The sequence below is a fragment of the Leptolyngbya boryana PCC 6306 genome, assembly GCF_000353285.1.
Taxonomy (GTDB): Bacteria; Cyanobacteriota; Cyanobacteriia; order Leptolyngbyales; family Leptolyngbyaceae; genus Leptolyngbya; species Leptolyngbya boryana.
Genome location: NZ_KB731324.1, coordinates 4,003,559 through 4,016,924, shown reverse-complemented (window position 1 = coordinate 4,016,924; position 13,366 = coordinate 4,003,559). Strand labels below are relative to the sequence as shown.

Below are 13,366 nucleotides of genomic sequence, written 5' to 3'. Positions count from 1 at the left end.
TGGAGTGACCGACTATGACAGACGATTACCGAAAAATTCTGATCGTAGATGATTCGCTCATAGATCATGAAATCTATCGCCGCTATCTACAACAAGATGGCGGTCAGACTGATCAAATTTGGCAAGCAGAATCGGGAGCAACGGGATTGTTTCTCTATCAACAGGAGTCACCTGATGTCATTTTGCTAGATTTTTCGCTGCCCGATATGACAGGATTAGAGTTTTTACAGCAGTTACAGCCGCAGCAAGATCACCAGTTCACTCCTGTGATTCTGTTGACTGAACGCGGCGATGAGGAAATTGCAGTCGCTGCACTGAAAAGCGGGGCATCTGACTATTTAGCAAAAAATAAAACGACACCCGAGAAACTGAGACGAGCCGTAGATCAGGTCATTGAGAAAGCTGAATTGAAGCGGCAACTTGAGCGCAGTCAGCGCCGTTTTTATACGTCGATCGACAACATGCTAGAGTGTTGTGCAATTTATCAGAGTGTTCGAGACGCTCAAGGACAGATTGTTGATTTTGTCGTGGATTATGTGAATGCTGCAACCTGCGCTGCCAATCAAATGGAGGCGAGCGAACAAGTTGGGAAATCCCTGTCTGATTTTATTGCTGAAGACTATTATGCCAACATCTTTGCAGGCTGTTGCTCTGTCGTTGAAACTGGAAGACCGCAGAGACGTGAGTTAGTGTTTAGGAATCCCTCTTGTGATTCAGCGGCTCAAGCCTTTGAGGTCAGTGTCGCAAAACTTGAAGATGGATTTGTGGTATGTTGGCTTGATATTTCTGAAAAAAAGCGGCTCGAACTTGCATTACAGAAAGCAAACGAAGACTTAGAACAGCGCTTCCGAGATCACACAGCAGATCTTCTCAAAGCCAATCCCCAGTTTCAGCAGAACTTCCGAGAACGTCAACCTATAGAAGCTGAGTTTCGCGTTTTGAGTGAAGCTGCTCCGGTTGGCATTTTTCGCACGGATGCTCAAGGCGGCTGTATCTATGTCAACCCTCGTGCTCAAGCCATTTGTGGCTATACGTTTGAAGAAGCACTGGGTGATGGATGGCAGCAATTAATTCACCCGGATGATTATCAGCAAGTGCTACCGCACTGGATAGACTCGGCGAAAGCTCAAACTGAATTTTTAGAAGAGATCCGGTTTGTTCATCGCGACCATACCGTGCATCTTGTGCGGGCAACAACGGCTCCAATTTTGTCGGATACGGGTGAGCTGATTGGGCATGTTGGCACGATCGAAGATGTGACTGAACGCAATGTGATCGAGCGAATGAAACGTGAGTTTTTGTCGATCGTGTCGCATGAATTAAAAACGCCCCTGACTTCGATGCGAGGAGCGCTAGCACTTTTATCGAGCGGTCGTTTATTAGATGATCCCGAAACTGCTCAAGAAATGCTCGAAATTGCGAAAGTAGATACAGAACGGCTCGTGCGCTTGGTTGATGATCTGCTCGATCTAGAACGTTTAGAGGCTCATCAGCTAATTTTAACGAAACAATGGTGTGATACAGCGAGTTTAATGCGTCGATCGATTGAGAGTTTGCAACTTCTGGCAGAAGAGTCACGATTAACCCTAGTTTGCCAGCCGTTGAACGTCGAAATTTTTGTCGATGGCGATCGCATTGTACAAACGCTGATTAATCTATTAGGGAATGCGATTAAATTCTCCTCTGAAGGCAGTGAGGTCTATTTGAAGGCAGAATTGGTCAACGGCGATCAGTGGGTACGTTTCCAAGTTAGAGATTGGGGCAGAGGAATTCCGCAAGATAAGCTTGACCTGATTTTTGAGCGATTTCAACAGGCGAATGCCACGGATGCGCGACAACATGGAGGGACTGGCTTGGGATTGGCAATCAGTCGCGATCTGGTGCAGCTGCACGGTGGGCAAATTTGGGTAGAGAGTACGCTAGGTGAGGGCAGCACCTTCTATTTTACTGTTCCGATTCGCTAACCTTGTTTCTTCCTCCTGCAAAAGACACATGCGACGAATTGCAATTCAGCAGATAATTGATCTGCGGTGGGGGAGAAAGATGTATGAGCGGAGACGAACAGCCAAATTTGTCAAACTTAAATCCTTCGTCTCAGATCTCCCAAACGTTTGCAGCAACGATTGATCATCTGACAACAAGGGTGCTCGATCGGTTTGCTCAAGAAGCAGCCGAGAAACAGCTTTTTTATCACAACCAAGACCATGTTCGAGATGTGCAGCGACGTTCGCAGCAGATTTTTGCTTTGATTGCTCCGACGCTTACTCCTGAAATTGATCGAGAGCGGACTCAATCGCTGCTCGATTTTTGTGCGATCGCGCATGATCTAGTGCAGCAGTTTGACCCGAATTCTCCACCTCATACGACTCGTCAGCGGCAGCCTGGTGTCAGTGAAAGAATGACGATCGAGCAACTCATGCGCCTGATTGATCAGCACAATCAACAGACTTCTGACCGTGCTGCACAACTGACTGAGACGGATATTGCAGTCATTCAGCAAGCAATTACAGCGACGATTTGTACTTATAATTTACAAGAACAAGCCATCTACCAACCTTTACTGTATAGTGGCGAACCTTTGTCGATCGTCAGTCGAATTCTTGCTTTAGCAGACTTAGGAACTCTGGGAATTGATGGGATTGAAGTTTACAACCGAGAAGGTAGCTTACTGTTTCTAGAAGAAAATCCTGATGTTGTTTCTCTTGTGCAAAGTGGTGAAATCTATCAGCTTGTGGAAACTGACCCGACACTTGCTGAGAATATTCGTCAGCGTCTACTCAAGCGATGCCGTTTCCAGGTCAATTTTGCCAAGAGTCGTTTGTCTCACCTAGAACAAGAGCTTCAAGGTTTTCCCGCAGCGATACACCCTGTATTACTAACCAAGATATTTCGGCATCTATCTCCTGCAACAATTCAAACGCTCGAAGCGATCACACCGACTGAACCGGATACTGCTTTGAATGTTCTACTCAAGTTCTTTCAGTTTGAAAAATATGTGCCGCGATCAACGGAATAACGTACTTCTGAATCGATTCAACCTCAAATCCAACGATTTAGACGGATTCCAACAGGTGACTGAGTTCATTCTCCCGATGTTGGAGTCGCTCAGCGAGTAAAGCCACAATAAAACGGTGAATGTTCGATGCCAGCATTGGGTCAGAGGTTTCAATCCGCTCGAACGTTTCAGCCGATAAGAAATACAAGGTGCTCGGCTTATCAGCAACCACAGATGCCATGCGTGCTGTGCGACGATAAAGCCCCATTTCCCCGATTGTGTTACCAATGGTGTAGGTTCGGATGCGTTTGTTCTGTTCATCGCTGAAATTTAGCACCACACTGACTTGTCCCGACGCAACAAAATACAATCCATCAAACGGATCGCCTTGATGAAAAAGATATTCTCCTTCTGCTAAATGGCAAACTTCCAGGCAACTCATTAAGCGATCGACTTGTTTTGGATCAGAAAAGTCAGCTTTGAGATGAGCCGCTAACGCCGCTTCGGGTGTCAGTCCTTGATCTTCACACAAGGGATGATATTGTTGCAGCACTTTGCCTTCGTACCATTCTAGCCCTCGGTCTAAATCTGCAAAAAGATGGCAGAACGGATCAGCTTCCTCAAGACATTCCCCCTGTTCCAATCGCCGTTTTGCTTGCGTAGACAGATGAGTGTAGACCAGATGAATCTGCTTTTGGGTTGCAACCTGCTTGAGTTTAGCAAAGCTCAGAACGGCTGAAGCATCGAGATCTCTCACCATCCGAAAATCTAAAATCACATAGCACACAGGCGGTAGCTGTTCGTCATGAATGCGATCGCGCACTTGATTCAGCAACTTGTTAGCTGTCCCAAAAAAGATCAAGCCCTGTAATTCGACGATGTAAGCCTGGTTTCCTTGTGCTTCAAGGGTTTCTAGCTCATCAGAAGTCCACAACACATTGCTGTGATGGTAGGCTCCATTGCTAATCCGACGAATCACCGTCAACCGACTGTAGCTAATCACAAACAGGACAATCGCCGCCACTAATCCTACGCCAATGGCTTGGAGAAAGCCAACCGTCACCGTCACAATCACGATCAGCAGAATGATCGCATAATCGGCACGAGCAAACTTAAACCAAGCTTCATAGAGCCATTCGTTAAAGAACTCGATCGTAATCAGCAGCGGCATCCCAATCAAAATAAACTTGGGAAAGAAAGAGAGCAATGATGCTCCGCCTAACAGCATTGCAAGACACAGTGCTGCAACGATCCATCCTACTAATCTGCCTCGCGCTCCTAACTGGTGAGACAAAGCATTCTCCCCGGCACTGGCAAATCCGCCGACTCCGCCTCCCAATCCTGCCAACAACGACGCAATTCCTGCGGCTTTCAATTCCTGATTGAGGTCGAGATCCCGCGATGCAACCAGTTCAACGCCATTACAGTGCAGCAGCAGCGCGATCGCGGAAACCAACCAAAGCGCTGCCAGCGTCGGAATCTGCTGAATAATTACATTCCAGTCTGCCTGCTGAATGGCTGCAAAACTAACAAAGCGATACAGCCCATCACTAGGAACATTGCCTAACAGCCAGCCTCGTTCTGTTGCGTCAGCGATCGAGGTTCCTGTGACTGCGAGAGCCGCATAAAACAGTGCCACTGTTCCGGCAATAATGCCGGGATAAACTAAGACATGCGTAATTCGCTGCGGTAACACAAACATCGCTACAGCAAACAATGCTCCTGGAAGCCATTGCAGCACCGCATTGGTTTGAAAGAAAGCTGCCAGCGAAAACGGCTCTAGATCTAACCCCGATACAGTCTGAAATGCAGCGACCAAAAGCAGCGCACCGATACCTGCGAGAAAGCCACCCACAACTGGATAGGGAATAAATCGGACAAAACTGCCGAGTTTGAACCAGCCCAATCCCAGAAAAATGATGCCGGTCACTAAACTATTAATCGCTAACGTTGCGACAACGGTCATCAGCTTTTGCTCTACCGATGCATCTGGCATTGCTGTCACAATCTGGCGAGCAATCAGACCAAAGATCGGAACTGTCACTTCTGCGATCGTCGCCACGATCGCAGGATAGGAACTGAGGGCAGAAATCACAGCACTGATGATCACCGAGCTAAAAAGAAGTAGCCCGATTCCAAACGGCATATAGGGTTCTAGCTCTCCTGAGAAGATAAGCGCCCCAAACGATACTGCACTCGTCACGGTGAGCAGACCCATGATTGCGCCTGCAATACTATTTGAGATCATAAATCCTGTAGCTGCTGATTTGGACTCTGCGATAGGAATCACTGCAATTGAAGAATAAAAATAGAAACTTAATCTAGATGTGCTTATCCTATAGAACTTCGTACAAGTCTAGACTGTTCAACTCGTAATTTCCTACTTCGGACATATTTAGGATAAAACGGAAATTTCTGTTGAGATACAAATTTCCAACCTCAAGGAAGATGTAGGCAATACGCAGCTATGGATAGGATTACACAAGTTATCTTGACTCAGCAAAATTGAGAGGGCGCTTTAAACGTATAAAAAGACTCTGCGCTCCCAGTATCGTTTTAGGGAGGCGAATGTGTATCAGCAATAACTCTCAAAATGCTCTTTTAAGTTTTAATCTAACTAAATCCGTAAATTGTCTCTAAAGCAATGCTACTGCTCCTGTTTCACATTGGAAACAATCTCTGTGCGATCGACACAAGTAAGATCGTTGAGATCCTACCCATGGTGATACTGAGAAGGATTCAACTCGATCGTAATTCTGTGGTCGGAGTTTTCAACTATCGTGGGCGAATGATTCCTGTCGTTGATCTGTGTCATCTGATCAGCGATCAGCCTAGCCAGATTTGTTATCGTACTCGGATTATTTTGGTACAAAGTACTTCTGCTGCAAGACCGATCGGTTTAATTGCAGCCCGAGTCACTGAAACCTTAAAAATCTCGATCGAAGACGCAGAAACAGCAGAGTTCATCACGGAATCCCCTGAACTGGGCAAACTCTTACTCACCGAACAGGGGATGGTTCAACTGATTCACTGGGAGCATCTTGTCTCAGATGTGCTTGCCGCACTCCCGAATGAAGCTAAGGAGGGCGAAGAGTGCAAGACTCGATTGAACTCATTCTGAAACAGAAGTTAGGACTCGATGCGAATAGTGTAGGTTCGCGAATCATTGCCCGTGCGATTGCACAACGACGGACTGCGTGCCAGATCGCGGATGATGCAGCTTATCTCGCTTTAGTTCAATCTTCGCCTCAAGAGCTTAATCAATTGATCGAAGCCGTTGTGATTCCGGAAACCTGGTTTTTTCGAGACCAAGGAGCGTTTGCAGCGCTGCAAGAATATGCGGAAACGCAAAGAATTTGCCATCCTCAGCAGAGGATGAAACTGTTAAGTTTGCCCTGCTCGACTGGAGAAGAGCCTTATTCGATCGCGATAACACTGTTAAAAGCAGGATTCACTCCTGATCAATTTCAGATCGATGCGATCGATGTGAGTCAACAAGCGTTAGCGAAGGCAGAACGAGCAATTTACAGTCAAAAGTCATTTCGAGGCAACAGTCTTGCAGAGTGCGATCGCTATTTTCAGCAGACGAATGACGGTTATGCAGTGCGCGCAGAAATACGTAAAACCATCAATTTTATACATGGCAACATTTTGCAACCGCATTTCTTGATCGCAAAACAGTATCACGTTGTTTTTTGTCGCAATTTATTAATTTATCTCGACCGCTCTGCTCGCCTGCAATCGCTTGATGCACTTGACCAAGTTCTTTTGCCCCTCGGTTTACTGTTTTTAGGAGCGGTCGAAACTCCCCAACTTGCTCATCGAGCTTATCAATTGATCCATTATCCTGCTGCATTTGCCTTTCAGAAGCAGTCTCCAGACAATCGGTTACTTACACCCGACTCTAAACTGATCAAGCAGAAACAACCTCATCAATCCTCAAATTCACCGAGTCTCATCAGACAGAGATCGAATTCGATCGCTCTGCCCCCTCTGCAGTCTGCACCTACTTTATTAGAGACGGCTCAAGACCTCGCCGATCGCGGAAAACTCCTATCCGCTGCAGAACTCTGCGAATCCTATATCAGAACCTATCCAGGGCAAGCTCCTGCATACTTGCTCCTCGGACAGATTTATCAAGGACTCAATCGGCTTAAACAGGCAGAACAATCGTTTCAAAAAGCACTCTATCTGAACCCAGACACCTACGAAGCATTAATCTATCTTGCGCTGTTGAAAGAGCAGCAAGGCAATAACATAGAATCACAGCGGTTTAGAAAGCGAGCAGCGCGGCTGATCAATTCAGGATATTCGTCTTCATCAGGTAGTTAACAATGATTCGATCCATGTGGAACAACAGCACAAATCGCATTTTACTCGGTTATTCTATCCCGCTTCTCGCTTTGTTGGGATTGAGTGCGATCGTGTATGGCTCAACCACACGCACTTTTCAACTTCAGCAGGAAAGCAATCGCATCGAGCGGCAAATCCGCAACGTCAACGGCTTAGTCGATGGGCTGAATCGGATGATTGGTCATGCTCGCGCTTATGTGATTTTTCCGGGCGATCAGACTGCGACCAATGCTTATGAGGATGCGCGTCGATCGTTTGCAGAAAATGCCAGAAATGCAGCCACGGTCGCAGATGCTCAAACCCGACCCGACGTCATCAGCTTGACTCAATCAGGTGAGAACTATGATCGAGCCTTACAAACGGTGTTTCAGCTTGTGGATGAAAAACAGATCCCCCAAGCAAGAGCAGCAGTCCGAAAATCTCGAATTGTCGATGCAGTCGCTCAGCGCGATCGCGTTGTGCAAGAACTCCAAACTCAACTCGATCGCAACAATCAAGCAGTTCAAGATGCACAAAATGGTCTCCTTAGGTTGATTGTGATCGGAACTGGATTGACCTTCTTAGCAACTTTAGTGGCTGCCTTAGCAACAACGTTACCCTTGCGGCGACAGCTTCCTCCCGTTGTCGATGCAGCGACTGCGATCGCGCAAGGTGATCTGACTCAATCGATTCCCCACAGCACCGACTCGACTGAAATTGGACGATTGCTGAGAGCCTTTGAGGGCATGACCAAAAGCCTCAATAGTCTGATTAGACAATCTCAGCGATCGGGAATTCAAATCAGTACTTCGACGACACAAATCGCAGCAGCAGGCAGACAGCTTGAAGCGACAGTCAATGAACAAGTTGCCTCAATGCATGAAGTCAAAGCAACGTCTCGTCAGATTGCAGCGACCAGTGGAGAACTCGCAAAAGCGATGAATGATGTCGAAGACATTGCTCAAGCGACTACTCAAGCTGCCTCAAGTAGCCAGGACAATCTCAACAAAATTCAAACAGCGATGCAAGGCTTAGTCAGTGCCACGCAGTCGATCGCGTCCAAACTCAAAGTGATGGATGAAAAAGCAAACAGTATTAACAATGTCGTCACCACGATTACAAAAGTCGCGGATCAGACGAATTTACTCTCGCTGAATGCAGCGATCGAAGCGGAAAAAGCAGGAGAATACGGAGCAGGATTTGCGGTCGTGGCAAGAGAGATTCGTCGTCTGGCGGATCAATCTGCTTTAGCAACCTTAGAAATTGAGCAGATGGTCAAAGGGATGCAAACGTCTGTGTCTTCGGGAGTGATGGAAATGGATCGATTTAGCCGCGAGGTGACGCAGTATGTCTATGAAGTCGGAGACATTAGCCACCAGATTGCGAGCTTTATTCAAGAAGTCCAAGGACTTGCGCCCCAGTTTGCAACGATTACTCAGCGTATGGATGAGCAATATCATGGTGCCGAGCAAATTAGTATCGCGATCGCTCAATTGAGTGATGCTCACTTGCAAACAATGCAATCCCTTCAAGAGACGAATAATGCGCTGACTCAGCTTGATGATGCAGCGCAGGGGCTACAACGAGAAATTTCTCAATTTAAAGTGTAATGGCGATCGAGAACTGCTGGAATCAGATTGGTGTTGAAGGCGATCGTTCTTGTGAACGCCTAGAAAACGTGCAGCATTGTCGAAACTGTCCGATGTACAGCGCAGGCGGACGTAGCTTACTCGATCGTGAAATTCCATTCGATTACCTGCAAGAATGGACACAAACGCTGGCACAACCGCTCGAATCGCAGCTTTCCAGATCACAATCCGATCTGCTTGAAATCAGCCAGGTTCGACAAACTCTATCTGCGATGATTTTTCGTCTTGGGAGTGAGCGTTTTGCCTTACCTGTGTGTCTTCTGCAAGAGGTTATTCGTCCTATTCCCATTCACACACTGCCGCATCGCAGCAATGACCCGTTTCTAGGATTAGTCAATTGTCGAGGCGAAATTTTGCCCTGTGTCTCATTAAGTCAGTTTCTCCAAGTTGAAATGCCGATTGATCCAACTTATAGTCGTTTGAATTTAAAGCGAATGATGGTCGTTGGGCAGCACAGACCGCTTTGGGTCTTTCCAGTAGACGAAGTGTATTGTGTGCATCGATTTGATCCATCTGAACTGCGAGATCCACCTGTTGTCATTGCCAAAGCAAGCCAAGCCTATACCGCAGGGATGATTGACTGGACTAACGGAAAGGTCAATTATCTGGAGATTGATTCTCTGCTCGATACTCTTGATCGTCGGTTACTCTAAACCTATGTCCGACTACTCGATGCTAGAACTATTTCGCCAAGAAGTGAAGGTTCAGGTCACTCGCCTGAAGCAGAATTTTATGCTGTTTGAGCATCAGTCTCCGTCTGCAAATGAGATCCAAGATGCACTTCATGCTTTAGAAACGGTGCATGGGTTAGCGCAGATTGTCGAAGTAGAAGCAGCTGTTACGCTCTCTGAAGCGATGCAGAGCCGATTGAAAATCATTCAGCCTGAAAAGCGTTTGGACAGTATAGAGTGCGATCGCTTGATTCAATCAGCAGATTGGCTACTTGAAATGAGCTTATTAGAGGACTCAGAGCGTCACAATTGGATTGCAAATCACCAGCAAGCGATCGTAGAAATCCAGACAAGTCCGACAACAGATTCCTTACCCCTTACTCCAGATTCCCGGACTCAAAGCAATGTTTCTCTTGCTCTGGTTGATTCCCAGATGATGGATCTGTTTCGTTTAGAGGTTGAAGAACAAGCCAAAACCCTCAATCAAGAGTTACTGACCTTAGAAGCAAATCCGACAGTGACCCAACCTTTAGAAGCATTAATGCGTGCGGCTCACTCGATTAAGGGTGCAGCGCGAATTGTCGGCATTGATGCGGCAGTCGGTTTAGCTCATACGATGGAAGATTGCTTTGTCGCGGCTCAGAATCGTAGCTTAACCCTGACTGCTGAACTCGTTGATTCATTGCTGAGTGGTGTTGATCTCTTGCAGTATCTTAGCCAAGTCAGTGATCAGGATTTACCGAACTGGATCGAGCACCACCAAGCCGCGATCGCGGCTGTACAATCGAGCATTCAAACCCTACGACAATCCCCCGCACAAGTCTCTGATGTTGCCTTACTCCCGATAGCATCGCCGCCGCAGAGTCTCAACCTGAATCAGCTTTCTCCGATCCAAAACGGCAAAGATCTGAACTCGTCTGACTCATCAACTCAGGATAGTGCTCCCTCTTCTCAGCGAGTTGTGCGGGTGAGTGCAGATAATCTGACTCGTATGATGGGACTGGCAGGAGAATCGCTGATTGAGGCAAATGCTTTACCTGCTTTTGCGGATAGCTTGAGGCAGGTACGATCGCGACAAATTGAACTCTCAACGACTCTAGAAACCTTAGAGCAGCATGTAAATGCGATGTCGAATAAAGTGACTCAAGCATTATTTGAAACAGTTCGCCAGCAGGAGCAGCAATGCCGAAATCTCCTCAGCGATCGCTTATCAGAACTCGAAGATTTTATTCGTCGTACCACCAATTTATCCGAGCGTCTTTACCAGGAAGTCATTACTTCTCATATGCGACCCTTTGAAGAAGGAATGCAAAACTTTCCTCGGATGGTACGTGACCTAGCTCGTAGTCTCAATAAACAGGTCAAACTAGAAATTATCGGTCAAACAACTTCGGTCGATCGTGATATTCTCGCCAGATTAGAAGCCCCGATCACGCACATCTTACGCAATGCGATCGATCATGGGATTGAGTCCCCTGAAACGCGCGTTGCAGCAGGCAAATCTGCTGAGGGAACAATCCAGATCGAAGCCGCTCATCGGGGTGGAATGCTCGCGATCGCAATTACGGATGATGGAATAGGAATTGATACTCAGAAATTGCGGCAAGCAATCATTGCCCGACAGCTTGTAGCTCCAGAGATAGCCGCAAAACTGAGTCACAGCGAATTGATGGAATTCCTATTTCTACCTGGGTTCTCTCTATCAGAACAAGTGACTGAACTATCCGGTCGAGGCGTTGGACTCGATATTGTTAAAAGTATGGCGCAGGAAGTCGGCGGAACAGTGCGGGTGACTTCTCAGCCAGGCAAAGGAACAGGGTTTTACTTTCAGTTGCCGCTGACCCTCTCAGTTGTCCGAACTTTACTCGTCGATGTCGCAGGAGAAGTTTATGCATTCCCATTGTCGCGCATTGATCAGATTGTCACAGTAGAGCAGTCTGAGATTTTTACGGCTGAAAATCGTCAATACTTCACCTTTGATCAGAATAATATTGGACTAATTCCGCTCTACCAGGTACTAGATTTATCTCGTCCAACGGGCACTTCTGAACGCTCTTGGGTGGTGATGCTCAGTGATCAATCTGCTACTTATGGTTTGATCGTCGATCGCTGTTTGGGAGAGAAAGAACTGGTTGTGCGTCCGCTTGATCCGCGACTCGGAAAAGTTCAGGATGTGAGTGCAGCAGCATTGATGAATGATGGTTCTCTTGTGCTGATTCTAGATGTGTCTGACCTCATTCGCTCCACCAATCGACTCTTACAAAATACGCGCCTTGCAAAAGTCAGCGAACCCCGATCGCTGCAACATCAGCAGAATGCAAAACGAGTCTTAGTCGTTGATGATTCGATCACCGTGCGAGAACTCGAACGGAAGCTACTTCAAAATCATGGCTATGTCGTCGATATTGCAGTCGATGGTATGGAAGGATGGAATGCGGTCAGGTCTTACCCTTATGATCTCGTGATTAGTGATATTGATATGCCGCGAATGAATGGCATTGAGTTGATCAAAGCGATTAAACAACATTCCCGGTTTCACGCAATTCCGGTGATTGTTGTGTCTTATCGCGATCGCGAAGACGATCGAATTCAAGGATTAGAAGCAGGGGCAGATTACTATCTGACTAAAAATAGCTTTCATGACGATACGTTGATTCGAGCGGTTACTGACCTAATTGGCGAGTAGAAGAGATGAGAATTGCAATTGTAAACGATATGGTGATTGCGATTGAGGCGATGCGGCGAGTTCTACTCTCTGTCGCGGACTATCAAGTCGTTTGGATTGCAAAGAATGGAGCAGAAGCGATCGCGAAATGTATTCAGGACACCCCTGACCTGATTTTAATGGATTTGTTCATGCCTGTGATGGATGGCGTTGAAGCAACTCAGCAGATCATGCAGAAAGCCCCCTGTGCGATTCTGATTGTGACTGCCGACATGAAACAGAGCGCAGCAAAAGTATTTGAGGCGATGAGTTATGGTGCGCTAGATGTCGTGAATACGCCGATTCTCGGCAGTTCCGGCGATCCCGAAATGACGCAAGCCCTGCTTCGTAAAATTTCAACGATCGAGAAACTGATCTGCAAATCTGCTCACCCTTCTACTATGATTCGCACAACTCCGACTCGGTCTTTTATGCCGTCTGTTTCTACTGCGCCTGATCTAATAGCGATCGGTGCATCGACAGGTGGTCCTAAAGCTCTAGCAACGATTCTGGCTCCCCTACCCGCTAGCTTTGATGCAGCCATTCTGATTGTTCAGCATATTGATGCACAGTTTGCCGAAGGCTTGATCGATTGGCTGAATGATCAAACAGCACTGACGGTAAAAAAAGCTATGACCGGAGATCGATTGACGAGCGCCACAGCCTTTGTTGCTTGTACGGATGATCATTTAGCGATGCAGTCAAATCGTACTTTAGCTTATGTGAAAGAACCGCTTTACTATCCTTACCGTCCCTCTGTGAATGTTCTGTTTAAGAGTTTGGCACAGTACTGGCGACCGCCTGGAACCGCAATTCTATTGACTGGAATGGGGCGTGATGGAGCCGAGGGATTAAGCCTGCTTCAGCAACAAGGTTGGTACACGATCGCTCAAGATGAAGCGAGTAGCGTTGTGTATGGGATGCCAAAAGCAGCGATCGAGCTACATGCCGCATCAGAAGTTTGGACTCCAACAGAAATTGCTCGCCACTTAACTGCAAAACATTCGTGATGTCC

9 protein-coding genes are annotated in these 13,366 nt (G+C 46.9%); 8 read left to right on the top strand and 1 reads right to left on the bottom strand.

The features are described from left to right. Window positions 1–14: 14 nt before the first annotated feature. Together LEPBO_RS40200 and LEPBO_RS0120050 are read left to right on the top strand one after the other, a co-directional pair. Window positions 15–1,964: a hybrid sensor histidine kinase/response regulator gene (locus LEPBO_RS40200; protein WP_017289357.1), complete on the top strand. Its 1,950-nt coding sequence runs from the start codon at window positions 15–17 to the stop codon at window positions 1,962–1,964. An 83-nt stretch (window positions 1,965–2,047) separates the two neighbouring features. Then, a complete protein-coding gene (locus tag LEPBO_RS0120050; RefSeq protein ID WP_017289356.1) occupies window positions 2,048–3,016 on the top strand; it encodes a hypothetical protein in 969 nt (322 codons plus the stop codon). A gap of 37 nt (window positions 3,017–3,053) precedes the next feature. Here LEPBO_RS0120050 and LEPBO_RS0120045 read toward each other — a convergent pair whose 3' ends face one another. After that, complete coding sequence (locus LEPBO_RS0120045; protein ID WP_036044744.1) at window positions 3,054–5,243, bottom strand: SLC26A/SulP transporter family protein; 2,190 nt, start codon at window positions 5,241–5,243, stop codon at window positions 3,054–3,056. 396 nt (window positions 5,244–5,639) lie between these two features. Here LEPBO_RS0120045 and LEPBO_RS37655 point away from each other — a divergent pair, with 396 nt between their 5' ends. The 6 genes from LEPBO_RS37655 to cheB are packed head-to-tail and all read left to right on the top strand — an operon-like array spanning window position 5,640 to window position 13,361. Then, window positions 5,640–6,116, top strand: coding sequence for a chemotaxis protein CheW (locus LEPBO_RS37655; protein WP_017289354.1), 477 nt, complete (start codon window positions 5,640–5,642; stop codon window positions 6,114–6,116). Then, window positions 6,089–7,327 carry a CheR family methyltransferase gene (locus LEPBO_RS0120035; protein WP_017289353.1) on the top strand — a complete coding sequence of 413 codons (1,239 nt, stop codon included), beginning with the start codon at window positions 6,089–6,091 and terminating at the stop codon, window positions 7,325–7,327. The genes LEPBO_RS37655 and LEPBO_RS0120035 overlap by 28 nt, the downstream gene beginning before the upstream one ends. Before the next feature lie 2 nt (window positions 7,328–7,329). Then, window positions 7,330–8,937: a methyl-accepting chemotaxis protein gene (locus LEPBO_RS0120030; RefSeq protein WP_017289352.1), complete on the top strand. Its 1,608-nt coding sequence runs from the start codon at window positions 7,330–7,332 to the stop codon at window positions 8,935–8,937. Continuing rightward, window positions 8,937–9,629, top strand: coding sequence for a chemotaxis protein CheW (locus LEPBO_RS0120025; protein WP_017289351.1), 693 nt, complete (start codon window positions 8,937–8,939; stop codon window positions 9,627–9,629). The genes LEPBO_RS0120030 and LEPBO_RS0120025 overlap by 1 nt, the downstream gene beginning before the upstream one ends. A 4-nt stretch (window positions 9,630–9,633) precedes the next feature. After that, a complete protein-coding gene (locus LEPBO_RS0120020; protein WP_017289350.1) occupies window positions 9,634–12,333 on the top strand; it encodes a hybrid sensor histidine kinase/response regulator in 2,700 nt (899 codons plus the stop codon). Window positions 12,334–12,338: 5 nt separating this feature from the next. Then, the gene (gene cheB / locus LEPBO_RS0120015) at window positions 12,339–13,361 is read left to right on the top strand and encodes a chemotaxis response regulator protein-glutamate methylesterase (protein ID WP_017289349.1); all 1,023 of its coding nucleotides are present in this window, start codon (window positions 12,339–12,341) and stop codon (window positions 13,359–13,361) included. Window positions 13,362–13,366: the final 5 nt, after the last annotated feature.